This is a genomic window from Staphylococcus sp. Marseille-Q1834 (assembly GCF_916858875.1).
GTDB lineage: Bacteria > Bacillota > Bacilli > Staphylococcales > Staphylococcaceae > Staphylococcus > Staphylococcus pragensis.
The window spans coordinates 915,898-941,504 of the sequence record NZ_CAKASN010000001.1; the positions used below are offsets into that span (position 1 = coordinate 915,898).

Genomic DNA, 25,607 nt, shown 5'->3' on the forward strand with positions numbered 1-25,607 from the left:
AGTTCATAATATTAAGTATAATGAAAATAAAATGATACGGAGGGATAGAATGAGCATTTATATTTTACAACATGTCCCATTTGAGAAACCGGGTATATTAGAGGCGTTAGACGCGAAGGTAATTAAGTTATATGAGACTGATTATAGGTTGCCTGATACCGCAGATATAGATTTACTTATCATTCTAGGGGGACCTATGAGCGTAAATGATGATATTGAGTGGTTATTACAAGAAAAGAAGTTAATTCGAACTATGATTGAGAATAATAAGCCGATGCTTGGTATATGTTTGGGTGCACAGTTAATTGCGAAGGTGTTGGGTTCTACCATTTTCCAAAATAAAGAGGGGAAAGAAGTAGGATTTGGTGAAATTCAGAAAGCGACAAATCAGTATGATTTCTTACCGGAAAAGTTAGATGTGCTACATTGGCATGGAGAAACGTTTAATTTACCAAAAGGGGCTATGAGACTGTATGATTCGAAGCATTGTGAGAACCAAGCGTTTATTTATAATGATAATGTGATAGGTTTGCAGTTCCATATGGAAACTACCAAGGAGACGTTGAAAGATATAGTGGAAGCGGATTGTGCTTATATAGAGGGTAATGTATTAGGTAATACAGAGCAATCTATAATAAATTATGAAATTCCGTCGCAAAATAAAGATATTTTGATGAAAATGATTGAGTATATCCAAAGCATTTAGAAAATATTGATTTGTCGTTAAATAAGTTTAAAGGTAAAATGAATAATTAGTTAAAATAATAATGAATAATTAGTTAAAATAATTTGGAGATGAATTACTTTTGGGAGATATAAAACTTTTTAGAATTGAGGATGGAAATACTCATGAATTAGAAGGAGAATCTTTAGCAATTGAGAAATCATTGCAAAATATTATTGAGGAAAATTCTGAAGAGCTATTAGGTATTAAGTTTTTAGAAACTGAGTATACAACTGGAAAAAATCACGGTGGAAGAATAGATACTTTAGCTATTGATGAAAATTACTGTCCCGTAATTATAGAATATAAGCGTACAACTAATGAAAATGTAATTAATCAAGGATTATTTTATCTTGATTGGTTATTGGATCATAAAGCAGAATTTGAACTCATAGTAATGAAAAAATTGGGTAAGGATTTTTCGGATAAGATAGATTGGTCATCTCCAAGATTATTATGTATTGCTGGTGGGTTTACAAGATATGACGAACATGCGGTTAAACAAATTAACCGTAATATTGAGTTATATCGTTATAAATATTTTGAAAATACATATTTAATGTTGGACTTGGTTAATACTACTTTTGAAGTGAAAAATATCATAGATGTAAATAAAGAGAAAGAAACATATTTAAATAAACAACTTAAATTTTCTAGTGAACATCTCACCAACTTATATAAAGAATTAAAAGAGTATTTAATGAATTTGGGGGATGATGTACAATTTAAAGAATTAAAATTGTATTTAGCCTTTAAAAGAATAAAAAACTTTGTTTGTATGGAAATACTTCCTAACAAACAAAAACTTTTACTTTATGTTAAAGGCGATGTGAAAAATGTAGCTTTCGAAAAAGGATTTATTAGAGATGTAACTAACATAGGACACTATGGAACTGGAAATTTAGCTATAGAAATACGTAATAAAGAGGATATTGAAAAAGCTAAAAAATACATAGAAGAAAGTTATGAAAATAACTAAGTAGTGGATAAGTTTAATGCGCTCAAAATTAGTTAATAAATATATGAAGGATAATATAAACATAATTCATGTTTGTATTATCCTTTTTTCATCTCTATTGAAAATTGTAAATAAACAGGATAATAGTTTTATTTTTCAAAAAATTAATAATTTTTACCAAAAAATGATGAAAACGCTTTAAAATGTGAACAATTTGTGAAAAAATAATGATTATTACATATTAAATTTTATGGATTAAACTTAATAGGATTGAATTATTCATGCAATGCTATAAAATCATGTAAAAATAATAGAAATTATGAGGTATATGAATTATGGGCGAGACACAAACAATAACACCCAGATCATTCTTATTTAATGTATTAAATGGAGTAGCATTAGCTATCGTGGTAGGGATGATTCCCAATGCTATTCTAGGCGAGCTCTGTAAATATTTAGGCCAATACAATGACTTCTTCTTAAAGATTGCATTTGTAACTCAAGGCATTCAATATACAATTCCAGTTCTTACTGGTGCACTCATTGCAGTGCAATTTGGAATGGCGCCAATTCAAGTAGCATCAGCTGGTGCAGCTGCTTTTGTAGGTTCTGGTGCAGCTATAGTTTCAGATCAGAAATGGATGATTGTTGGAATTGGTGATTTAATCAATACAATGATTACTGCTGCGATTGCGGTTGGAATTATGTTATTAATTAAAGACCGTTTTGGTAGTTTAAATATGATTGCACTCCCTCTTGTTGGGGCCGGAGTAGCAGGACTAATAGGCTATTTATTATTACCATTTACCAAGTTAATCACTGTGGGATTAGGTGAATTAGTTAATAGTTTGACTAACATGCAACCCATTATCATGACTATCTTGATTGCGATTATCTTTTCAATTTTAATTGTATCTCCAATTTCCGCTATTGGAATTGGTATTGCGATAGGAATTTCTGGTCTAGCCGCAGGATCAGCTGCTGTTGGAGTAGCTGCTAGTGCGATTACGTTGACAGTTGCTAGTTGGCGCGTCAATAAAATCGGTATTCCAATTACTGTATTATTAGGCGCGGTTAAAGTAATGATGCCTAATTTAATTCGACATCCTATCATTATCTTGCCGGTTGTGTGTACAGCAGCAGTCTCAGGTCTTGTGGGTGGATTATTAAATATCCAAGGCTCACCCAACTCTGCAGGTTTTGGATTAATCGGTTTAGTAGGACCTATTAAATCTATGGGACTTTTAAATACAGGTACAATGACTAGTTTGTTCATGGTCATTATTGCTTATGGAGTGGTACCATTCATTTCTGCTTTATTTTTCAATTTCTTATTTGGAAAAGTATTGAAATTGTACAGTCCCGATGTATTTATTTTCAAACAATAATATTAAATTATAACGTCTAGTTAATGAGTGTAAGTGCTCATTCAACTAGGCGTTTTTTTATTACACTGATAAAATATTATAATTTTATATGTTTTTAAATATTAAAAAGTTGGAATAAAAAAGTATTTTTTTATTCATAGAATGGGTACAATCTTTTTCGGTTTAATGATATATTCTAAGTAATCAAACGTTAAGGTGGCAGACTTTGACGCTTTTCTAACAACATGTAAAGGACATTTAAAGACTTAAACGCAACAAGATACCCTAGAAAAGCTAAAAAAGAGAAAAACTAAATGGGATATATCAATGCGATTTACGCTTTATTTCGTAGGTGATAAACGTGAAAAATTTTAAGACTGAAGATCTTAAATTACAAGATGGCGTGATTAAGCCAGAATTTGGAATCGTTAGATATGATTACCAAAAGAAATTAAACACTTATAAAGCAGTAGAGAAATGGTATGACCCATTGAAACGATTATTGGATGTATTGATGAGTATCGTCTTATTATATTTTACTTTTCCAATAATGGTCTTATTCGCGGTATTAATTGTTATTGATTCATTTGGTAACCCAATCTATAAGCAAATTAGAGTCGGGAAAAACGGCAAGTTAATTACGATTTACAAATTGCGTTCTATGAAGCTCAATGCAGAACATAATGGTGCGCAATGGGCAGAGAAAGATGACCCTAGAATCACAAAAGTCGGTAAATTCATTAGAAAAACAAGAATAGATGAATTGCCTCAACTCCTTAATGTTTTAAAAGGAGAAATGAGTTTTATAGGACCACGACCTGAACGACCAGAATTTGTTGAATTATTTAGTTCAGAAATACAAGGATTTGAGAAACGATGCTTAGTAACACCTGGTTTAACTGGTCTTGCTCAAGTCAAAGGAGGTTACGATTTATCTCCTGAAGAAAAATTGAAATATGATTTGAAATACATTTACAAAGGTAATATTTTTACCGAAATTTATATCTGTTTGAAAACAATTAACATCATCATCACAGGATCAGGATCAAGATAGGTGGATAAAATGCGAAAAAATCTTAATTTAAGTGAATTTGGAAAAATTTTAAAAGAACATATTGGGTTAATTATTTTGTGTATTGTTATTTTTGGAGCTATTAGCTTTGTAGTTTCACAATTTATCATTACGCCAAAATATCAAGCAACTTCAAATGTCATTATTAATCAAAAACGTGCAAATGATGACAACTTATATAAAAATCCAAATGAAATTCAAACAAATATTCAATTAATCAAAACGTATTCAGAAATTATCAATTCAGAAGAAATTAAAAATAAAGCATTAGATGAAATAGATGTGAAAGATAAAAATAGTCTCTATCAAGGGCTTTCTATAGATTCTGTAGAGAATTCACAAATTATTAAAATCAATGTATTAAGTGAACATCCTAAAGAAGCAGTAGCCTATGCGAATGAAGTAGCTAAAGCGGCTAAAGAAGAAATTGAAAGAGTAATGGGCGTTGATAATTTATCGATTTTATCTAAAGCGACAAGTAGCCAAGTGAAATCGCCAAAATCTCCTAATATCTTACTTAATGTAGTGTTCGGTGTGATATTCGGGTTAGTGATTGCGCTCTTAATTATGTTCACTAAATATTTATTAAATAACAAAATTAAATCTGAAAAAGAAGTTGAAAACTATTTACATCTTCCTACAATTGGAAAGATTAGCGACTTAGGTGATAAAAAATGAGTAATATAAGCACAGCCCAAGATTTAATCAACGAGGAAATTAAAACGCTTAGAACAAATGTAACCTTCAACGTTACTGGCGAAAATAGCACAGTATATATGATTACTTCTTCAAGGCAAGGAGAAGGGAAAACATTTGTAAGCAAATCACTTTCTGAGTCACTAGCAAATACGCGCTATAAAGTGCTACTTATCGATGCAGACATGCGTAGACCTCAAGTACATAAACGCTTTAATGTGCCTAATAATTATGGTTTATCAAATATTATTAGTCATCAAATTCCTTATGAACAAGGCATTTATTATAGTGAAGATTCAAATCTAGATATTATACCTGCTGGGACAAAACCACCCAATCCTTCAGAACTTTTAGATTCGCCTAATTTTAAAGATTTCTTAGAAGATATTAAAGATGAGTATGACTATGTGATTATTGATACGCCACCTATTTTACCTGTTACTGATGCGTTAATTATTGGTAGATTAGTGGATCAAACCATCCTAGTGGCAAATAGTAAAAAAACGCCGAGAGAATTAGTTATTGAAGCTAAAACACGATTAGATAATTTGAAAATTTCTGTTTTCGGTGTGGTGCTAAATCAAGTAAAACATACTAATACTAAAGGCTATTATTAGAAAGGGCTTGTATCAATTTGAAGATTTTATATCTTATTACCAAGGCTGATAATGGCGGTGCACAAACACATTTAATTCAACTCGCAAATTACTTTTGTCAAAACAATGATGTCTACGTAGTAGTAGGATGTAAAGGGCCGATGCTAGAACAATTAGATGCTCGCATTAAAGTGACCATAGTTGAAAATTTAATCGGACCTATCAATGTGAAGCAAGACATTTTAGCAACTAAAAAAATAACCCGCCTCATTAATAAAATTCGTCCAGACGTTATTCATTTACATTCTTCTAAAGCAGGCACAATTGGAAGACTAGCCTATAAACTATCTAAGGGGAAGAAGTCTTTAGTTGTTTTTACAGCGCATAGTTGGTCATTTACAGACGGTATTGCGCCACTTAAGAAATATTTATATTTATTGATTGAGAAGATGATGTTCAAAGTAACTAATCGCGTGATTTGTGTTTCGGAGTTTGATAAGCAATTAGCTATCAAATATAACTTCAATCCTAGAAAGCTTGTAACTATTCATAACGGAATTAAAGATCCATTCAAGTTTACGTCTTTGTCACATGAGAAAGGTGACGCTCATCAATTCGTTATGATAGCCCGATTTGCTTATCCTAAATTGCAGATGAACATTATCAATGCTTTAAATCTACTGAAAAATATGACCGATAAACACTTCCATTTTACCCTTATAGGAGATGGCATTAATTTAAATGAATGTAAAGAGTTGGCTCAATCTGTAGAAGTAACACAAGAAGTGAGTTTCTTAGGTAATGTGATTAATGCACAAAAAGAATTACCTCATTACGATACATTTGTTTTAGTGAGTAAACATGAAGGCTTGCCAATCAGTATTATTGAAGCGATGTCATATGGATTACCAATTATAGCGAGTGACGTAGGTGGGATAAGTGAGTTAGTAGACAATAATGGAAAGATTCTTAAAGATAATGAACCACATACTATTGCTTTGGCTTTAAAACAACAATTAGAGAATGATGATTATATTAAACAAAGTGACCGTTCTAGAGAGAAATATCTTGAGCACTTTACAGAAACTAAAATGTTAAAAGAAGTGGAAATGGTTTATAATGCGTACTCAAGAAAATAGCACATTTTTAAATATATTATTGATAGGCTTAGCAATATTTATTCAACAATCTTTTGTTATTGGTGGCATTAATATTTCAATTGCCGATTTTATTATTTTAATCTTATTTGCTTATATCTTAATCAATCACAGCAAAATAATAGAAGTTAACTTTATCTTGATATTTATTCTTATTTTATATATTTATCGCATTCTAATGACGGTTATTTTAGGGGTCTTTGATGATATTCTCATTATTAATTTAAAAGAAATTTTAGCAACATCAATTAAATTTGCATTTGTTGTGATTTATCTTTTAATTGGCTCTATTATTTTAAAATTAAGTAATAGTAGAACTATATTCCTGAAATCTTATGTTATCAGTAGCGCTATGATTGGTATATTGTGTGTGTTTACGAGTGTTTTTAAAACACCATTATTGATGCGTTTACTATTCTTTGATGAACTTAGATCTAAAGGATTAATGAACGATCCTAATTACTTTGCGATGACACAAATTATCAGTTTGATTTTAGTATTTAAATTGACACATCGTTTCTTTTACAGGTTAGTATTGTCACTTATTATTTTATTATCTATTTTCACAACGGGTTCAAAGACCGCTTCGATTATCATTTTATTATTAATCATGGGCTATTGCGCCATTAAATTATTTAATAGAAATGTTGTAAGTATTGTTAGCGTACTATCAGTCTTTTCTATCTTATTATTAGGCACATTTTATATGATTAATTTTGGCAATTGGCACACATATGATGTGGATTTAGGAGGCTCTTTCAATAGAATGACTTCCATCTTTAAAGAAGGAACTGCTTCTATCAATGAGAGTGGATCGGACAGAAGTCTTGTGTGGCTTAACGCCATTAGTTTAATCAAATATACATTTGGATTTGGATTAGGCTTATTCGACTATGTTCATGTCGGTACATATTTAAATGGGGTTAGTCTTGTTGCCCATAATACATATTTACAAATATTTGCAGAATGGGGCATAGTTTTTGGACTCGTGTTTATTTTCTACCTAATCTACTTGTTATTTAGTTTAATTAAATTTAATGAAAATGGACGTAACATTGTATGGATAGCAATTCTTTTAATATTAATGGTTTATTTTATGACGGTATCTTTTAATAACTCAAGATACGTAGCCTTTGTGATAGGTATACTGATTTATTTAGTTCAATCAAATAAGACAGAAGGTAGACATACCCATGAAGAGTGACTCACTTAAAACAAACATTATTTATCAGAGTTTATATCAAGTCATTAGAACGATTACGCCTATTATCACGATTCCAATCATCTCACGTGCCTTTGGGCCTTCTGGAGTAGGGGTCGCTTCGTTTTCATTTAGTATGGTTCAATATTTTTTAATGTTTGCGAGTGTCGGGGTGCAATTATACTTTAATCGTTTGATTGCAGAAGTAGCGCATGAAAAAACACAATTATCGAAACAGTTTAGCGATATTTTTATGAGTAAATTACTCCTCTCATTAACCGTTTTATTACTTTACGTTGTTACGATGAGTATATTTATTCATGAGTATTATTTAATTTTCCTACTTCAAGGAATATATATTATTGGCGCTGCAGTTGATATTTCATGGTTTTATGCAGGAATTGAGAAATTTAAAATTCCAAGTTTAAGTAATATCGTAGCATCATTGATTGTTTTAGTAATTGTTGTATTTTTTATTAGAGACACTTCAGATTTACCCTTATATGTTTTTACGTTATCTATTGTGACTGTGCTTAACCAAGTGCCACTTTATTATTATTTGAGAAAATACATTACTTTAAAACGGATTAATTGGAAAAATGTATGGCATATTTTTCATTCTTCCTTAGTCTATTTGTTACCTAATGGCCAATTAAACTTTTTTACAAGTATTGCCTGTGTAGTTCTAGGATTAATTGGAAGTTATAGTGATGTTGGTATCTTTACGAATACATTTAATATTTTATCGGTAGCTATTTTACTCGTGAATACAATCGATTTAGTCATGATTCCGAGAATTACTAAACTAGCACGCAAGCAAGATAACGCTTTAACACAAATGCTAGAACTTAATATAAATATGCAACCGATTTTAACAATTCCGATGGTGCTAGGTATTATTGCCATTATGCCTACATTTTATATCTGGTTTTTTGGGGAGCAATTTAAAAGTACCGTCTCACTAATGACTGTGTTAGCGATATTACTATTTATTATTCCGCTTAATATGACGATAAGCAGACAATATCTTATTATTCAAAACAAGATGAAAGTGTATAATATGTCGTTAATTATAGGCGCTTTTGTTAACTTCATTTGTTGCATTATATTTATACCGTTTTTCGGAATTTATGGTGCTGGGATAGCCAGAATTACTTCCGAACTTCTTATTTTATTATGGAGAGTAATTGATATTTCTGGGACAGGCATTAAATTAGATGTTAAAAATCTTAGTAAAACAGTATTTGCGTCTATTGTCATGGTCGTTGTGTTGATGTTTTTGAATGCCTATCTCTCTCCAACAGTATACTCAACTATACTTTTACTTGTAGTCGGAATGTTAGTTTATTTGATTACTAATTTAGTGTTAAAACATGAGTTTATTTTATTAATTTTAAAGAATTTAATTAAGCGTGGTGATAATTTTGATCGACATTCATAATCATTTAATTTGGGGCGTAGATGATGGCGCAAAGGATATAGAAGAAACACTCGATATGATTAAAACGGCATACGCACAAGGCGTTACTAGAATTATAGCGACACCGCATTTTTATATTGATACTTATGAACCGAATAAAGATGATTTATATGAGAAGAAAGCTTTGCTAGAAAAACGATTAGAAGAATTAAGTCTTCCTGTTTCGATTAAAATAGGAGAAGAGATTTATTTAGAACCCGCTTCTTTTGAACAAATTGAATCAAAAACTGCGCTATCTTTAGATAATCAAACATACATATTAGTAGAGTTTTCATTTAATGATATTCCATTATTTATATTTGAACTTCTTGTTAAGTTAGTAGACATGGGTTATGTCCCTATTATCGCGCATCCTGAACGATATAAGTCTGTACAGACAGATTTTAGCTTGCTTGAAAAGTTTGTAGATTTAGGATGTATCTTGCAATTAAATGGAGGTTCGATTTTAGGTAATCATGGTAGAAGTGCTAAAAAAGCTGCCAAATATATGGTAAAGCATCGATTATTTCATATTATCGGTAGTGACGCCCATAATGATGCTAATCGGCCATTCGTCACTGCCAAAGCGTTTAAGAAAATTAAAGACCAAGACTTTAAGCATTTCTTAGAAACAAATGCAGAAGCCATTTGGAACAATCAAAGAATCAATAGTTACAAATACTTCCAATAAATCATACAAAAAACGAGTTAGACATTGTCGTCTAGCTCGTTTTTAAATCGTTATACAAGAAGTAATTTAATACCTCTAAAGATATTTAATAAGAATAATATACCTGCCCAAATAAAGAAAATAACAGCAAGTACAAGACCTACAAACCAGCCCATGCCATGATGTGAACCGACTAATGCTGGGACAATCATTAATGCTACGAAACCTAAGCCAATGAGTACCCATGTCCAAATGTGATTAAATAAAGCGTTTCTAGAATGCGTTGATCCAGGTGGTGATGCGAAAATCCATACAATCAATGGGAAAAGGACTGGCGCAAAAAATACACTTAGGTAACTTAACGCGCCTAATATATTACCGCTTCGTTCGTTATATCTATCTTCGTAATTTGCCATGTTTTTCACCTCAACTCTATATAAACATATAATAAGGTTGAATTTAAGGATAAAAGCCTTAAATTACAACTCTGTAAGTTAAGCAATAAAAAAAGAACTTTCGAGAAAATAATCATTCCCGAAAAGTTCTTTAAATTCCCTGTGTATTTACATTATGCTTCTGAATGTTGTTCTTTATTTTTGTTCCAAGGCATTGGAATGTGTAAATGTAATAAGTCGAATTTTTTAATAATGAAACCGATAATAAACGCTAAAACAACAGCTGTAATTGCGACTGCTACAATTGTAATAATTGAAGTGATTGGGTTGTTGAAACCGAATAATACAATCGCACCAGCCATTGGTGTCGCCATGCCCGTTACATCAATTTTCAAGCCACTGAAATTGATAATACATGCGGTAAACATACCGATTAGCGCATTTGCCCCATAAAGGACGGGCGCATATTTAACGATAAGATCAATTTGTGTAAGTGGCTCAATAAATACGGCAAAGCGGTTAGACTTGTTACCAATTTTAAGTAAATTAAATAATGTGAAATTCGCAAATGATGCGCCTGTACAAGTGATGGCACCGATAGCCATTGGAACCCCTGTTAAACCTAATATACTTGCTAGTACCATTGAACTTAATGGCGTCATGCTTGTTACTGGAATGATTAAGCCTAAAATAATCGCTAACGCGTATGGACTGCTATCTCCTACAGAGTTAACGGCATTCGCGATTGAATTTAAGACTGCGGTAACGCCTGGATTGATTAATGTTGCTAAGCCATAGACTAAAGCCGGTGCAACAAGAATAACCACGATTAAATCTAAACCGTCTGGTATTTTTTTCTCAATCAATTTAATGACGAAAGCGGTTAAATAAGCTGCAATGAATGCAGGTAATAAACTAAAGTCCTTTAAAGTAAGACCAACGATAACAGCGAATACAGGTGATATTTTTAAGTTGATACACGCGAGTATTCCGACTGCAATACCGCCTAAACTCCCTGCCAAGTCTCCGATTTCCTGTAAGAATTTTATATGGAAAATGCCTCCAATAGCATAACTTAAGAATGCCTGTGGTAAGAAAGTGGCACAAGCAGCCCCTGATAACGCTTGCAATCCTTCTTGACCATATGGCGCAAATTTCAAGAATAGCGTCATAACAATGAGCACAATCACTAATGTGCCGACCCCTAATATGATATTCATATATAATAACTCCTTAATATATATAATGTGTTTTTTTAAACATTTTAATATTGTAACATATATCGAAAATATTAAATTTGTTAACGATTATATTGTCTATATTTACCGAATTATTTAGAGCTATTATTTTTTATTTTCAAAAGTTCTGTAAAGATGCGCTGAATATTGTAATGACAAGGTCGAGAGAGTGTGTTTGAGGGTGATTAGTGTTACCTAAGCTAACTATTTCTATCAATGGTATAGTGAATATAAATAATTTAATTAAGAAAGTGAAAACTTGATTGTAATTAATAAAACATGGAGATTAATACATGGATGGTATCATTGCGTTTCTTCAAATGTTAGTAATCGTACCTTATTCAATATTTTTATTGGCAGTTTTTATGTATTGTATATGGAAATGCGTCTTTTTCGTAAATGATTTAATTAGGATTTTGTTAGGTAATAGATTGCGACAGGATGACTCTGAGGGTATGTCATTTTTAATTTTATTTATAGCTATTTTTTTAGGATCTTTATTATTTATTATCCCTTTCTATATTGTTGTAATGCTAATTGGTAATTTTTTCCAAATCCCTTTAGTAATTATTGGTATTTACATTATTGTTAAAAAGTTAAAGTAGCGACGAGAAATTTAAGATATTTAATACATAGGAGCGTTGATATGGAAAAGTTTGTAATAGAAGGACAAGATATTTCTAAAGTAATAGATCATCAACATATTATTAAAAAGATAAATATGAATTTTCCATATAATTCTATTGTTTTAATCGAAGGAAAAAATGGTTCTGGAAAAAGTGTTACTTTGAAAATGTTAGCTCATATATTAAAACTATCAAGTGGGACATTAAAGGTAAATGGTATTGTAAGTTATGCACCTGATCACTTGCCATCAACGATTAACTTAACTATTAAAGAATATCTAAAATTCATTAAAGATATAAATTCAAACACGCATTTTAGTATGAATATTGAGGAATTGATTAGTCGATTTAATTTAACTCCTTTTTTAGAAAAAAGAATCAAAGAATGTTCTAAAGGTACTCAACAAAAAGTGAATTTAATTCAATGCTTAGCGAGAAAAGTAGACATTTATATTATGGATGAGCCATTTTCTGGTCTTGATAAGCGTGCGATAGTCCAATTAAAATCAATATTCTCTGAATTAAAACAATCTGCAACAGTAGTCCTAACATCTCATGAAGAGGCGTTGGATTATTCATTTGTTACCCATAAATTTAATTTAGAAAAAAACTCTTTTGCAGTGAATAAATATGAAGCTAAAGCTAAATCAATGATAGTTAAAACTAGAGAAAGTTTAGATTCCAATCTATGTAAAAATTTAAATAAACTTGAAGCGCAAGCAATAAATAATGTTCAAATTAAAGTGAATGTAGCTAAAAGTAACCAATTAATTATGCTGTTGATTGAAGAAGGCTACTTGATTAAAGAGGTAAGAGAGGATAATGAAGATGGCACTTATTAATTATCATTTTAAGAACTTTATAAGATCGTATAAGTGGATTGGGCCTTTAATAATTTTTTTGATCTTGGTAGTAATTCTATATACTTATTCAGGCCAGCCAATACTATCTAGTTTCGCTAGTACCTCAATGCTTCTGCTTTTTATTTCAGCGTGGATAACTGTAATTATTTTTGATATAGATTCTATAAAAGAGAAACAATTATTATTTACACAATTGAAATCTAAAAAGAACTACCTAACTAGTAAATTACTATTCTCTTTTATCATAATTTTGCCCTTAGGTTTATGGGCTGTCATTTATCCTATTATTACTTTTAAATTTGAACACTCGCCTAAATTAATAGAAGTCTTAATCGGTATATATAGTCATATTATTATAATAGCTTTAGGCGTAATTATGACAACTTTAATTAAATCTTTAACTAAGGTTTCTGATAAACTTATTTGGTTATTTATTGTATTAATGTTTTTAATATCAATGTTAAGAAGAATTCTTATTCAATCATTTCCAATTTTAAAATATATTTTATGGATTTTTCCCCCGGTTAGTGATTTTCTTAATATATTAAATAAAAGTCTAGCAGATGTATTAAGTTTTTCATTCTTACTTATTAATTTTTGGATGATTGGTTATTTAATTGTAATGTTGATATTTTTATATATTATTTTTAATAAGTCAGAATATATGTAGAACGACTCCCAGCAGAATAGCTCTATACTTTAGAAAATGTACAATGTAAATTACATTTAATATAATAGATAAAATGAAAGTGCAAAGTATTATGTTAAAGAATATTGACTGACATAACAGTAACGCTAAATGGGGTTTAATTTTCAAGAAGCGTGAAGCGTAGAGAGAGTTTAATCATTAATAAAGTAATTATAAAGGAGCGCATTCATGGAGAAATTAGTTTCAATCATTATATCTGTGTATAATAAAGAGTTATTTTTAAGGCAATGTATAGAATCATTAATTGATTTGAAGATGGATAAGAGCCAAGTCGAGGCAATCTTTGTCGATGATTGCTCAACGGATCAATCGGTGGAGATTATTCAAGAATACGCGAAAGAGCATGCATTTATTCAATTAATCCAATTGCCTCACAATACAGGAAGTCCTTCTGAACCAAGAAACGTGGGTATCGAGAAAGCAACAGGTAAGTATATTACGCTACTAGATGCGGATGATTGGTTAGATGTAGATGGCTTCCCTCAATTAATGGAAAAGGTAGACGCAGATGATGCGGACTTTGGTTTAGGTCAATGTTTCAAACATACAGCTAAGAGTGTATCGTATCATGGTAAATTCACGTCTTATAAAGAAGCGTCATATCTGAAACCTCAAGAGATTAAGAAGTTGTTCAGAGCAGTAGGGCCACCAGGGAAAGTATTTAAACGTCAATTAGTCATCGATAATCAAATTAAGTTTGAACATATGAAATATGGCGAAGATAAATTATTCTTCGTTGAATTATTCTCGAAAGTTAATGACATCACAATGTCAGTAGCGCCAATGTATCATGTGAACCGATATGAGGCGAATGAATCATTAGTGAAGCAAACGTCTATGTTAGAGAAAGCACAGTTAAACTTAGAAATCACAAAAAGAATCTGTGAGATGGACATGGAGTCATCTCTAAAAGAAATGATTATGTCTCGAATTGTTGAGATAGATTTCATTTCACGTTTCCTTCGTACAAAGACTTTTATTAAATCTCAAGATAAACAAGCGTTTTATGACATTTTTGATGAGTTAGAACAACTTTTAACTGAATACAATATTGACGTGCCATCGCTAGTAACAAATCCTGTGTTCAAAGCGATGTATACGTTATATCATAAAGAAGATAAAACAGACTTTATTCATTTTACGAAAGATGTGGTCAATAATAAGTGGCGCTATATTATTCAAGATAATGTCATTTATAGAGATTTCGTCCGTCATTATGACGCAATTAGTCCAATTCGGGTCGATTGTTATCCTATTTATGAAGGGACACATCTCATTAATGGAAATAAATATGAAGTGATACGTGTAATGAAGCCAGAAGAGATTAAGATTCGTGCTGTGAAGATGCTAGAAATTAATAACATGGCGAATAATTGTGAATTAGAATTTGAATATGAGAATGACAGAATCTATATTTTACATGACAATTTTAAAGGATTAGATAAAGCTAATATTAATCTTAGCGTGGAATATGGCGAAGCGGATCACTCCTTGGTATATGCCTCGTTCCCAAGTTTCAATGATGTCTATACAATGAAACGCCAAAGTTTTAAATTGGAACTGATTCATCCAGAAGCTGAGAAAAATTCAGAAACTGCCATTGAGGATAAATACTTTGTGCATATTAGTGGGCCAATGATGACGCTTAAAACGATTAATGTTTATCAAGATTTAGCTTTTAAGGAAAAGGTGGCAAGATTGGAAGTAGGAAGTCGTATAAATCCGAAAGGAATTCAAAATTCGTCAAATGGTACGCCAAGATTAGTGCTTGAAGACGGCAACTTTGTAACGGCCAATAAAGATTTTATCGCGCTAATTAAAACGAAAAATAGCGAAAAATACATCACTGAGATACCAAATGAAGTTAAGATTATTAAAGGATGTAAGTTATACGATTCACGTCAATTTAAAGATAATGTAGTTGCGCCTCTTAAAGTAGGAGAAACGTTGAAGATTAAGAACATTATCTATACTAAAAGCTCAACACCTCGTCTTGTAACTGAAGACGGATACTTCTTAACAGCAAATAAAGACTTTGTAGAAATAATTCATTAATATAATAAGAACATATAAAATTAGAGGTTGAGACATAAACGATTTGTGTCTCAACCTCTTTCACTACTTTATTAATAATTATTCCATGCTTCCGTGAATCGTCTCGATATTATGTTTCATCATTTTATAATAAGAATCTCCTTTAGATCCTTTTTCTCCAATTGAATCTGTAAATACTTCTCCGTAAATGCTTTTGCCAGTTTCTTCAGATAAGCTATTCATAGATTTTTTGTCTACACTTGTTTCTACTAATAAATGTTTAATGTGATTGTCTTTAACAAATTGTATAGCTTGTTTCATTTGTGAAGGTGTGCCTTGTTTTTCAGTATTGATTTCCCAAATATAGCCAGGTTTAATATCAAATGCTTTTGAAAAGTATTTGAAAGCACCTTCACTTGTGATCATGGCACGTTCTTGTTTCGGAATATCACTAAATTTATATTTACTCTCCTTGTTTAACTTTTCCAACTGAGCAAGATAAGTCTTACCTTGTTTCTCATAGTCTGCTTTATGTGATGAATCTGCTTTAATTAATTGTTTTTGGATGTTCTTCACATATTGAATACCATTGTCTAAACTCAACCAAGCATGTGGGTCAATCTTATCTTTATTGCCAGTTTCTCCATTTAAATAAATTGGTTTAACACCTTTAGACACCGCGAAGACGGACTTATCATCAGTAGATTTACCTGCTTGTTTTAAGGCTTTTTCAAACCAACCGTTACCAGATTCTAAATTGAAGCCATTGTAAAAGATGACGTCTGCATCAGTAAGTTGTTTAATATCTTTCGGTTTCACTTCATATTCATGAGGGTCTTGTCCCACAGGTACGATGCTATGAACGTCTACCTTCTCGCCAGCTACTTGTTTGACCATATCATAAATAATGGAGTTAGTAGTCACGACCTTTAATTTGTCGTGATGTTTGCTAAGTTGATTATTAGAATTTGAACTACAAGCTGCTAGAATGAGCATTAATGCAATAAGTAATGGAATAAATTTTTTCATGTTGTTTGTACACCTCTAAATTTTGTTTTTATTTTTGAAAAGAGAAGAGTAAAAATATAAATACTAAATGTTGCAAGCACAATCGTCGCACCGCTAGGGAGATTGTAAATAAAGCTAAAGTACAAGCCGATGATAGAACTTATTACGCCTATCAAACTTGCTACAATCATCATCGAATATAGATTCTTTGTGATTAAAAAGGCGCTCGAGGCCGGTGTAACAAGCAATGCAACGACTAAGATAATGCCTACAGTTTGAATACTAGCGACGGTTACTAAAGCGAGTAATAGCATTACAAAATAATGTAGCATCGTTGTATTCAATCCACTTACACGGCTGAATGTAGCATCAAAGGTTGAAATCATTAATGGTCGATAAAGTATGACAATCAGTAACATCACGATGACGCCAATAATGATGGTTGTCCAAAACGTTTGTCGTGTGATTGCGAGTAAGTTTCCGAATAAAATATGATGTAAATCTGTCGTGCTATTGATAAGACTGATAATGATGACACCCGTTGCGAGAAATGCAGTGAAACTAATGCCAATCGCTGCATCGGGCTTTGTTTTACTATTGTTTGAAATATAGCCAATTAATAAACTTGCAATCATACCAGTTACTAATGCTCCGATGAACATGGGAATATTGAATAAGAATGATAAAGCCACACCCGGTAAAACAGCATGACTCATTGCATCTCCCATTAACGATAATCCACGCAAGATAATCAAACTCCCTACAGTCCCACATACAACACCTACAATGATTGATGTAATTAACGCGCGGTTTAAGAACTGATAGTCAAATAAATGTTGAATGAAATCAGTCATTTGATAGGGCTCTCCTTTCATCAATAGTAGAAGCTCCATTAAATAGAAAAGTTCGGTTTAGATATTGTGAGTGCATCGCCTGATGACTATCACCGAAGAATCTAACAGTACGATTAAGTAACAGGATTCGATCGAAATATTGTTCTGCTTTAGATAAATCATGATGCACAATAAGAATGAGCTTGCCTTGATTTTTTAATTGGCGAAGTTTCTCCATAATAAGTTGCTCACTGTTAAAATCGATGCCTACAAACGGTTCGTCTAATAAATAAACAGTACTATCTGACATCAATGCTCTTGCTACAAGTACACGTTGCAACTGGCCACCACTAAGCTCGGAAATTTGTTTGTATTGTAACAATGCTAAGTCCAAATCCCTTAATAGTTTTTGAAACTTCATTTTTGAAGCGTGATCGACGCGTTTGAACCAGCCGATGGTTTGATAACAACCTGACAATATGACTTTCTCCACATTGATTGGAAAGTCTAAGTCTAATTGTGTTTTTTGAGGAATATATGTAACGTATTGCAATTGTTTATGTATGAATTTGCCATATAAATGCATCTCGCCGGTTGCGTTAAATTCACCGATTAGACATTTCAGCAAAGAGGATTTACCGGCACCGTTGGGCCCCATAATACCGATGATTTCCCCAGAAATTGGAATCTTTAAAGTAATATCTTTAAGGACATGTTTGTGATTTAAATGCAAATTCATGTTGCTAATTTCTATCAACCAACTACCTCCTAAATAAAAGTTTAGGTTAACCTAATTTATTTTATAATAAACACCTAAAATAAGATGTGTCAAGCTGAGATAGTAAATAAAAATATGAATAGTGTATGTAATTATTCGAGAAAAGATGGGTTTAATCGCTCTTTAATCATGGTTGTGGCTACATTTAATTAATTTAGGTCAGATTGACAATCAAGAAGTTACATGTAAAGACCTATGACAAAGGTAAGGTGTCTCAGGTTTTATTAGTGTCATAAACAATGGACGGAAACGTTAAAATACATTAAAATCAGAAAATTTTTAAAATTTATTGAATATTTCGAACAAATAAAGCCGAAAATTTTGTATAATAGCAAGTAAATTATAATTAGGAGAAACAGACATATGACGAAACACAAACTTTCAATTAAAGATAATATTTTTATTGGATCAATGTTGTTTGGCTTATTCTTTGGTGCTGGGAACTTAATCTTCCCAATTCATCTAGGCCAAACGGCAGGGTCTAATGTGTTACTCGCCAATCTTGGTTTCTTAATTACCGCAATTGGGTTACCATTCCTAGGGATTGTAGCGATTGGCATCTCTAAAACGAATGGCGTATTTGAAATTTCTTCAAGAGTAAGTAAAACATACGCTTACTTATTCACTATCGCATTGTATCTGGTAATAGGGCCATTCTTTGCCTTACCAAGACTTGCGACAACATCTTATGAAATTGCATTTTCTCCATTCGTTTCGCCTAGTACAGGTAAAATTTTATTACCCATTTTCAGTATTTTGTTCTTTGTTATCGCATGGTTCTTTGCGAGAAGACCTTCAAAAATACTTGATTACATAGGTAAATTTTTAAATCCAGTATTCTTAATTCTGTTAGGAATTGTGGTACTATTAGCGTTTATCCGTCCAATGGGAGGCATTAGCCATGCGCCTGTAAGTGCGGATTATAGCAATAGTGTGTTACTTAAAGGGTTTATCGACGGTTATAACACGCTTGATGCTTTAGCATCACTTGCTTTCGGTATCATTATTGTAACGACAATTAAGAAGTTAGGTGTGACGAACCCGAATGGTATCGCGAAAGAAACGTTTAAATCTGGTGCCATCAGTATCATTGCGATGGGCGTCATTTACACATTATTAGCTGTCATGGGTACGATGAGTTTAGGACATTTTAAAGTCAGTGAAAATGGTGGTATCGCACTTGCACAAATCGCACAACATTACCTTGGTGACTATGGCATTATCATCTTGTCATTAATCATCATCGTGGCATGTTTAAAAACGGCAATTGGGTTGATTACTGCATTTTCAGAAACATTTACAGAACTCTTCCCGAAAATGAATTATCTATGGTTAGCGACAGGTGTGGCAGTGCTAGCGTGTATCTTCGCTAACGTGGGACTAACAAAAATCATTATGTACTCAACGCCGGTATTGATGTTTATCTATCCATTAGCGATTACGCTCATCTTATTAACATTGGCAAGTCCGTTATTCAATCATTCAACGATTGTTTATAAATTTACAACGTTCTTCACAATGTTCGCGGCGTTCTTTGATGGCATAAATGCGAGTCCGGAATTCTTTGCGAAGACAGCATTCGCGCAAGCATTAATCGGTTTCGCTCAAAAATATTTACCATTCTTTACGATTGGTATGGGATGGATTGTCCCTGCAATTATCGGATTTATCATTGGTTTCATTGTTTATAAAGTGCGTTTTAGAGGTCACAGACAAATTCAATAATTACCCAATTTATAAGCTATGTTTAACTCATTTAGTATGAGCTAATCATGACTTATTTTTTATGCTTTTAAAAAAGTCACTATTGTACAAATAAAAATATTATAGTAGTATATAAATCGTAATTATTACGATTTAATAATAGTGAGGAGATTTTGATGACTAAGAGTTATGAAGTTTGGTGGCAAAAGGGAGACGAAACAGACGATGATATGGCCCGCGATCACCAAGAAGCATGGGAGAGAACGATACAACTACTAGATAGTTCAGATATTAAGGGCAAGACGATTTTAGATGTGGGATGTAATCAAGGCGGATTTTTGCGTCAGTTATACGACAAGATTCAATTTAAAACAGGCGTAGGTATTGACTTAGCCCGTTTATCTTTGGAAAAGGCAGACGCCTTAAAAGGACAACGACCGCTTAGCTATTTTTTAACAGACAAACCACAAGATACATCGTATACATATGATACGGCAGTTAGTACATCAGTCTTATATTTAATCGAAGATGTGCCACAGCATGCGCAAGACTTAAAAGCGGTGTTAAAACCTGGTGGCGTTTATTATGCAACATTTGCAGATTTAACACATAATCCAAGTCGTCAATTTATGGATGACACGATTAATAAATATGGCGCGACGCCTTCTCAGAATCACTCGTTAAAGCATATTGTTGATAGCTTTGTTGATGCTGGATTTGAAGTCGCAGTTATGAAAGAACCAGTTCCAGACATCATAGATTTAACACATTATAGTGATTTTTATTTAACGCCAAATGATTATTTACGCACGCTGTATGAAGAGTCATTTTTAATAAAAGCGAGATTGAAAGAAGGTACTGGGGAATGAACAAGAGACTAATAATGACAGTGGCTGCAAGTGCGACACTCTTACTAGCGGGATGTGGCAATAACCATAAAGATGGCAAGGATATCACAGTGTCATTACCAACTGAGGCAAAGGCAGACAAGCTTGATGCACAAGGTTATGACGCGGCAATGCCAGTATATAGCGCGGTTTACGACGCATTAGTGAAATACGATAAAGATAAAGGCATTAAAGCAGGTTTAGCTGATAAATGGAGCGTGGATAAATCTGGTAAAGTGTATGAATTTCATTTAAAAGATAATGTTAAATTCTCAGACGGCTCAAAGTTAGATGCCAAAGCGGTTAAATTCTCCATTGAGCGTGCCAAAGCAATGAATAAAGAAACGACAGTGGAAACGTTGAAGAAATTAGATAAAGTTGTCGTGAAAAATGATCATGTTGTTCAAATTAAATTGAAATCACCGTCGAACCAAGTGTTGAACGAATTAACGCAAGTAAGACCTTTACACATTATGAGTCCGCATTCTGTAGAAGGTGAGAAAGTGACTGGGAAATTCAAGAAAGCGATTGGTACTGGGGCGTTCGTAGTTAATAAAACGGGCAAAGAAAAGACGACGATGAAACCTAATAAATACTTCGATAATGATCATCCAGTTAAGTACAATCTAGCTTTCCAAACGATTGAAGATGGAGATTCTAGAAATTCTGCTGTGCAAAGTGGCTCAGTAGACATTTCCGGTGGTTCACTAGGCATGTTATCGGATCAACAAATTAAACAAGATAAGAAAAACGACAAATTAACGGTTGAGGATAGACCAAGTACCGTAAGTCATTTCATGGCCTTTAATCCGAATAATAAAATATTGAGCAACAAAGAGATTCGTGAAGCGATAAGTAAGAGTATCAATGCGAAAGCTATTGCGGGTAAACCAGTGGAAGGTTTGTTCCAGAATAATGTGCAGTACGTTAATAAAAAGAATCAGCAGCCTCACGTATTTGATATTGCCGGTGCTGAGAAACTGTTGAAGACTGAAGGTTATAACAAGAATAAAGACGGTATTTTTGAAAAAGATGGTAAACCATTAGCATTCAATTTAGTCATTCAAACGGCAGAGTTTCCAAATTGGAAAGATAAAGCAGAACAAGTGCAACGTGATATGAAACAAGCAGGAATTAAAGTAAACGTTAAAACATTAGATGCTCAATCTTATTACGACACATTGTGGACTAAAAAGGAGTATGACCTCATTTTCTATAGAACGTATTCAGATGCGTTAATGCCATACAACTTTATGAGTTCAGTGTTTAAAAATGATGATGGTAAATCGGGTGTCTTAGCTAATGATGAGGCGCTTACCAAACAATTAGATGATTATCCAGCAAACATATCGAAAGAAAATCAACAACACGCCTTTGATGACATCTTTAAGCACTTTAATAAGCAATATTATGGTGTGCCAATCGCTTATCCGAATGAAACGTTTGTAGTTAGCGATAAAGTAAAAGAATTTAAATTCTCAGGATTAACGGATGCGCCAATAGATTATAAAGCATTGAAAGTTAAAGAGTAATTATGCTAAAACGCACGTTTAAATTATTGCTCTATTTAATAGTGAGTTCGTTTATTATTTTTGTCTTAGTTGAAAAGACATCCGGCAATCCAGCAATTCTTTATCTGCAACGTCATGGTTATACCTCAATTACACAAGAAAATATTGAGTTAGCTCAACATAAACTTGGTTTAGGTCGAAATCTATTTCTTAGATATATAGACTGGGTTGGTCATGCTTTTACAGGAAATTTAGGTTATAGCTTTAGTACCAACGAGCCTGTTACTTCAATGATTATAGAGGCAATTCTTCCAACGCTGACGTTGATGATTGTCTCTGCCTGTATTATGTTGCCTGTCGGATATGTTATCGGCTATGTGGTTGGCACACAATCACAAACTCGTTATAGCTCTGTTATTCGTGGATTCGCGCAAGTGATGACATCTATGCCTGAATATTGGTTAGCAATCTTACTTATCTATTATTTAGGCGTTCGCTGGCAACTCCTACCATTTGTTGGCAGTGATTCTTGGCAACACTTTATATTACCGATCATTGCCATCGTCATGATTGAAGGTTGTCATATTTTATTAATGACTGCACATCTTATTGAAAGGACACTAGCTAATGATGCTTATCAACTGGCTTTATTACGTGGCTTTCCGTTAAAAGCGCGTATTGTGGTGCAAATTAAAGAGGTTTTTGCGCCTCTTATGACTATTTCTGTGAATAGCGTTATTCATTTAATTGGAAAAGCAGTTATTCTAGAAGTCATCTTCAGTATGTCAGGTATAGGAAAGTTACTTATTAATGCGATTAATCAGCGAGATTATCCGCTTATTCAAGGCATTGTAGTCATTATTATTGTTATTATCATGCTTATTAATTATGTAGGAGACTTAATTATTTTGAAAAATGAACCTAGATTACGTCGTCGTGATGCTTATGAAAAAGTTGATGATGAGAAGAGAGATTTGACATGAAGAGACACAGTAAAACATATGTCATAGTAAGTCTGACTGGTATCCTCTTAATAGCATTAATTACCTATAGCGTTATGCGCAGTAATCATCAGTTTGCGTCATTACAATCTCCTGGTTGGCAACATTTATTAGGCACAGATCAATTAGGAAGGGATTTCCTTGCTAGGTTGTGTGTGGGAAGTTTGGTAACGCTTAGTTTGACTGCAATTGTCATTATATTAAGTGCTGGAATTGGCTTGATGCTTGGTCTAATTGCAGGTATAGAAAGAAAATGGCTTGATCAAATCGTGATGTTTATGGCAGATATGTTGTTGGCGATACCTTCTTTTATTATCGCTTTAGTTGTCTTAAGTTTGGTCAGCAATTCCATGATAGGTATGATTCTTGCGCTCACACTAGGATGGATGGGTCGCTACTTACGTTACTTTAGAAATTTGACGCGTGATATTCAGAAACAACCTTTTATTCAATATGCCGTATTAAGCGGTAATTCGAAAGTGAAAACAACAGTCACACATGTGATTCCGCATTTATGTAGTAACATCTTTGCTTTAATTACTGCAGATTTCGGCAAGATTATGCTTAGTATTTCAGGTCTTGCTTTTCTCGGTTTAGGTATTAAACCACCCACACCAGAATTAGGCACGATTTTATTTGATGGTAAGAGTTATTTCAATGGCGCACCATGGTTATTCTTCTTCCCTGGATTACTGTTAGGAGGTTATGCTTTATTATTTCAAATCATCAACAAAAAGATAACCCGATAGTAAACGTTGAACAATTAAGTGTGTTTGATAACGACCGTATCTTGATTGATTCGGTTTCTTTAAAAGTGAACAAAGGAGACTTTCATTGTATTATTGGCGAAAGTGGAAGCGGTAAATCATTGTTAACTAGAACCATTCTTGGCATGAAGCGAGATAATTTGCGATATCAAGGTTCGATAAAGATTGATTTAGGTAAAACGGACGCAGTTTTCCAAGATGTTTACAGTAATATGTTTCAAAACGTTACCATAGGCAAACATTTTCAATATTTGTTTGAAGCTACAAAATCTACAATGACTTCTGAACAACAAACTGAGTGGGTAATAGAGCAAATGCGCTTACTTGGTTTGAATGAAGGAGAAAGGTTGCTTAAACGTTATCCTTTTGAAATGAGTGGTGGCATGGCACAACGTATTGCCTTCATAATGTCATTAATAAGACGCCCGGACGTCTTATTTTTAGATGAATCGACGAGCGCATTGGATACAGATAACGTTGAGCGGTTGATGTCATATTTGATTAAAGTGCAACAACGTTATGGTATGACGATTATCTTTATCACCCACGATATTAATTTAGTTAGAAACTATGCGACACATATAAGTATTATGAAAAATGGACGTATCATCGAAAGTGGTACTGCGAAAGCAATTCTGAATAATCCATCTGAAATCTATACGCAAAAGTTAATTGAGATAGCACATAGGAGAAGAGATTATGCTAGAAATTAATAATGTGACCAAACATCTTGGTGGAAAAATCATTTTCAAAAATATTAGTTTTGAGATGAAACAACATCATTTACTGATTAGTGGAGAAAGTGGGAGTGGTAAATCTACGTTAGCCAAGATTATAGCGGGATTAGATACAGATTATAGTGGCCAATTATATCTCAATCATAGCCTCCGTGAAGATTATACTATTAAAGAATGGATGAAGGTTATTCAATATGTACCACAATATCAACGTGATACATTAAATGGACGTAAAACGGTGCGTTACATCTTAACCGAGCCATTGAAGAATTATCATTTTCAAAAAGAAACGTACTCAGAGAGAATCGAAGCGGTGCTAGAGCGTTGTGCATTACCACCAGAAATATTAAATCAGCGTGTTGGCACGTTGAGTGGGGGTCAATTTCAACGCATATGGATAGCTAAAGCGCTAATTGTAGAGCCACAAATATTAATATTAGATGAAGCGACCACCAATTTAGATGTGGTTAATGAAGAAACCATACTTCAAATGCTCAAAACATTAAAAGAAACGCAACTCATCATTATTTCACATGATCAATATGTGCTTAATTCGTTTAATGGCAAAACAATTAAAATGTCCTCGGTATGAGATAGATTTGACGCTGAAAAAGTA

The 25,607-nt window shown here is 32.8% G+C and carries 26 protein-coding genes; 21 read left to right on the forward strand and 5 right to left on the reverse strand.

The features are described 5' to 3' along the window. The first annotated feature begins 49 nt into the window (after nucleotides 1–49). From LIX58_RS04605 to LIX58_RS04650, 10 genes are all read left to right on the forward strand, one after another. Nucleotides 50–706: a type 1 glutamine amidotransferase gene (locus LIX58_RS04605; protein ID WP_154836945.1), complete on the forward strand. Its 657-nt coding sequence runs from the start codon at nucleotides 50–52 to the stop codon at nucleotides 704–706. Nucleotides 707–806: 100 nt separating this feature from the next. Further along, a complete protein-coding gene (locus tag LIX58_RS04610; RefSeq protein WP_154836947.1) occupies nucleotides 807–1,703 on the forward strand; it encodes a DUF5655 domain-containing protein in 897 nt (298 codons plus the stop codon). A gap of 314 nt (nucleotides 1,704–2,017) precedes the next feature. Beyond that, nucleotides 2,018–3,070 carry a PTS sugar transporter subunit IIC gene (locus LIX58_RS04615; RefSeq protein WP_154836949.1) on the forward strand — a complete coding sequence of 351 codons (1,053 nt, stop codon included), beginning with the start codon at nucleotides 2,018–2,020 and terminating at the stop codon, nucleotides 3,068–3,070. A gap of 340 nt (nucleotides 3,071–3,410) precedes the next feature. Then, nucleotides 3,411–4,103, forward strand: coding sequence for a sugar transferase (locus LIX58_RS04620; RefSeq protein ID WP_413470803.1), 693 nt, complete (start codon nucleotides 3,411–3,413; stop codon nucleotides 4,101–4,103). Nucleotides 4,104–4,112: 9 nt separating this feature from the next. Then, entirely contained in the window at nucleotides 4,113–4,799 is a 687-nt protein-coding gene (locus LIX58_RS04625) for a YveK family protein (protein ID WP_154836953.1), read from the forward strand. Then, on the forward strand, nucleotides 4,796–5,434 hold the full coding sequence (locus LIX58_RS04630) for a CpsD/CapB family tyrosine-protein kinase (protein ID WP_226386131.1): 639 nt from the start codon (nucleotides 4,796–4,798) through the stop codon (nucleotides 5,432–5,434). The genes LIX58_RS04625 and LIX58_RS04630 overlap by 4 nt, the downstream gene beginning before the upstream one ends. Nucleotides 5,435–5,451: 17 nt before the next feature. Beyond that, nucleotides 5,452–6,552, forward strand: a complete 1,101-nt coding sequence (locus tag LIX58_RS04635; protein WP_126564801.1) for a glycosyltransferase family 4 protein — start codon at nucleotides 5,452–5,454, stop codon at nucleotides 6,550–6,552. Then, entirely contained in the window at nucleotides 6,533–7,774 is a 1,242-nt protein-coding gene (locus LIX58_RS04640) for an O-antigen ligase family protein (RefSeq protein ID WP_154836957.1), read from the forward strand. Before LIX58_RS04635 ends, LIX58_RS04640 begins: the two co-directional genes overlap by 20 nt. Further along, nucleotides 7,764–9,212: an oligosaccharide flippase family protein gene (locus tag LIX58_RS04645; RefSeq protein WP_154836959.1), complete on the forward strand. Its 1,449-nt coding sequence runs from the start codon at nucleotides 7,764–7,766 to the stop codon at nucleotides 9,210–9,212. The genes LIX58_RS04640 and LIX58_RS04645 overlap by 11 nt, the downstream gene beginning before the upstream one ends. After that, the gene (locus LIX58_RS04650) at nucleotides 9,196–9,921 is read left to right on the forward strand and encodes a tyrosine-protein phosphatase (protein ID WP_154836961.1); all 726 of its coding nucleotides are present in this window, start codon (nucleotides 9,196–9,198) and stop codon (nucleotides 9,919–9,921) included. Before LIX58_RS04645 ends, LIX58_RS04650 begins: the two co-directional genes overlap by 17 nt. 50 nt (nucleotides 9,922–9,971) lie before the next feature. On the opposite strand, the gene LIX58_RS04655 is transcribed toward LIX58_RS04650, so the two are convergent. Continuing rightward, the gene (locus LIX58_RS04655) at nucleotides 9,972–10,316 is read right to left on the reverse strand and encodes a hypothetical protein (RefSeq protein ID WP_126564797.1); all 345 of its coding nucleotides are present in this window, start codon (nucleotides 10,314–10,316) and stop codon (nucleotides 9,972–9,974) included. A 152-nt stretch (nucleotides 10,317–10,468) separates the two neighbouring features. After that, entirely contained in the window at nucleotides 10,469–11,515 is a 1,047-nt protein-coding gene (locus LIX58_RS04660; protein WP_154836963.1) for a PTS sugar transporter subunit IIC, read from the reverse strand. A gap of 311 nt (nucleotides 11,516–11,826) precedes the next feature. On the opposite strand from LIX58_RS04660, the gene LIX58_RS04665 reads away from it, so the two are divergent. The 4 genes from LIX58_RS04665 to LIX58_RS04680 all read left to right on the forward strand — a co-directional run bounded on the left by LIX58_RS04665 (nucleotide 11,827) and on the right by LIX58_RS04680 (nucleotide 15,786). Beyond that, nucleotides 11,827–12,138, forward strand: coding sequence for a hypothetical protein (locus tag LIX58_RS04665; protein WP_126564795.1), 312 nt, complete (start codon nucleotides 11,827–11,829; stop codon nucleotides 12,136–12,138). A 41-nt stretch (nucleotides 12,139–12,179) separates the two neighbouring features. Further along, entirely contained in the window at nucleotides 12,180–13,001 is an 822-nt protein-coding gene (locus LIX58_RS04670) for an ATP-binding cassette domain-containing protein (protein WP_154836965.1), read from the forward strand. Further along, on the forward strand, nucleotides 12,988–13,692 hold the full coding sequence (locus LIX58_RS04675) for a hypothetical protein (protein ID WP_126564793.1): 705 nt from the start codon (nucleotides 12,988–12,990) through the stop codon (nucleotides 13,690–13,692). The genes LIX58_RS04670 and LIX58_RS04675 overlap by 14 nt, the downstream gene beginning before the upstream one ends. 207 nt (nucleotides 13,693–13,899) lie before the next feature. Beyond that, a complete protein-coding gene (locus LIX58_RS04680) occupies nucleotides 13,900–15,786 on the forward strand; it encodes a glycosyltransferase family 2 protein (RefSeq protein WP_154836967.1) in 1,887 nt (628 codons plus the stop codon). A 78-nt stretch (nucleotides 15,787–15,864) separates the two neighbouring features. Here the strand turns inward: LIX58_RS04680 and mntC are convergent, their stop codons facing one another. The 3 genes from mntC to LIX58_RS04695 are packed head-to-tail and all read right to left on the reverse strand — an operon-like array spanning nucleotide 15,865 to nucleotide 18,363. Beyond that, complete coding sequence (mntC, locus tag LIX58_RS04685) at nucleotides 15,865–16,794, reverse strand: manganese ABC transporter substrate-binding lipoprotein MntC (protein ID WP_154836969.1); 930 nt, start codon at nucleotides 16,792–16,794, stop codon at nucleotides 15,865–15,867. Beyond that, nucleotides 16,791–17,627, reverse strand: coding sequence for a metal ABC transporter permease (locus LIX58_RS04690; protein ID WP_126564790.1), 837 nt, complete (start codon nucleotides 17,625–17,627; stop codon nucleotides 16,791–16,793). The genes mntC and LIX58_RS04690 overlap by 4 nt, the downstream gene beginning before the upstream one ends. Continuing rightward, complete coding sequence (locus LIX58_RS04695; RefSeq protein ID WP_126564789.1) at nucleotides 17,620–18,363, reverse strand: metal ABC transporter ATP-binding protein; 744 nt, start codon at nucleotides 18,361–18,363, stop codon at nucleotides 17,620–17,622. The genes LIX58_RS04690 and LIX58_RS04695 overlap by 8 nt, the downstream gene beginning before the upstream one ends. 384 nt (nucleotides 18,364–18,747) lie before the next feature. Here LIX58_RS04695 and brnQ point away from each other — a divergent pair, with 384 nt between their 5' ends. The 7 genes from brnQ to LIX58_RS04730 all read left to right on the forward strand — a co-directional run bounded on the left by brnQ (nucleotide 18,748) and on the right by LIX58_RS04730 (nucleotide 25,583). Continuing rightward, nucleotides 18,748–20,109 (forward strand): branched-chain amino acid transport system II carrier protein, encoded by a 1,362-nt coding sequence (brnQ, locus tag LIX58_RS04700; protein ID WP_226386132.1) that lies wholly within the window; start codon nucleotides 18,748–18,750, stop codon nucleotides 20,107–20,109. Nucleotides 20,110–20,264: 155 nt separating this feature from the next. Beyond that, nucleotides 20,265–20,957 (forward strand): class I SAM-dependent methyltransferase, encoded by a 693-nt coding sequence (locus tag LIX58_RS04705; protein WP_126564787.1) that lies wholly within the window; start codon nucleotides 20,265–20,267, stop codon nucleotides 20,955–20,957. Then, nucleotides 20,954–22,507 (forward strand): ABC transporter substrate-binding protein, encoded by a 1,554-nt coding sequence (locus tag LIX58_RS04710; RefSeq protein ID WP_154836973.1) that lies wholly within the window; start codon nucleotides 20,954–20,956, stop codon nucleotides 22,505–22,507. Before LIX58_RS04705 ends, LIX58_RS04710 begins: the two co-directional genes overlap by 4 nt. Before the next feature lie 2 nt (nucleotides 22,508–22,509). Then, nucleotides 22,510–23,469 (forward strand): ABC transporter permease, encoded by a 960-nt coding sequence (locus LIX58_RS04715; RefSeq protein WP_126564785.1) that lies wholly within the window; start codon nucleotides 22,510–22,512, stop codon nucleotides 23,467–23,469. After that, nucleotides 23,466–24,236: an ABC transporter permease gene (locus tag LIX58_RS04720; RefSeq protein WP_226386133.1), complete on the forward strand. Its 771-nt coding sequence runs from the start codon at nucleotides 23,466–23,468 to the stop codon at nucleotides 24,234–24,236. Before LIX58_RS04715 ends, LIX58_RS04720 begins: the two co-directional genes overlap by 4 nt. Beyond that, nucleotides 24,203–24,967 (forward strand): ATP-binding cassette domain-containing protein, encoded by a 765-nt coding sequence (locus LIX58_RS04725; protein ID WP_126564819.1) that lies wholly within the window; start codon nucleotides 24,203–24,205, stop codon nucleotides 24,965–24,967. Before LIX58_RS04720 ends, LIX58_RS04725 begins: the two co-directional genes overlap by 34 nt. Next, nucleotides 24,954–25,583 (forward strand): ABC transporter ATP-binding protein, encoded by a 630-nt coding sequence (locus LIX58_RS04730; RefSeq protein WP_126564783.1) that lies wholly within the window; start codon nucleotides 24,954–24,956, stop codon nucleotides 25,581–25,583. Before LIX58_RS04725 ends, LIX58_RS04730 begins: the two co-directional genes overlap by 14 nt. Nucleotides 25,584–25,607 lie beyond the last annotated feature (24 nt).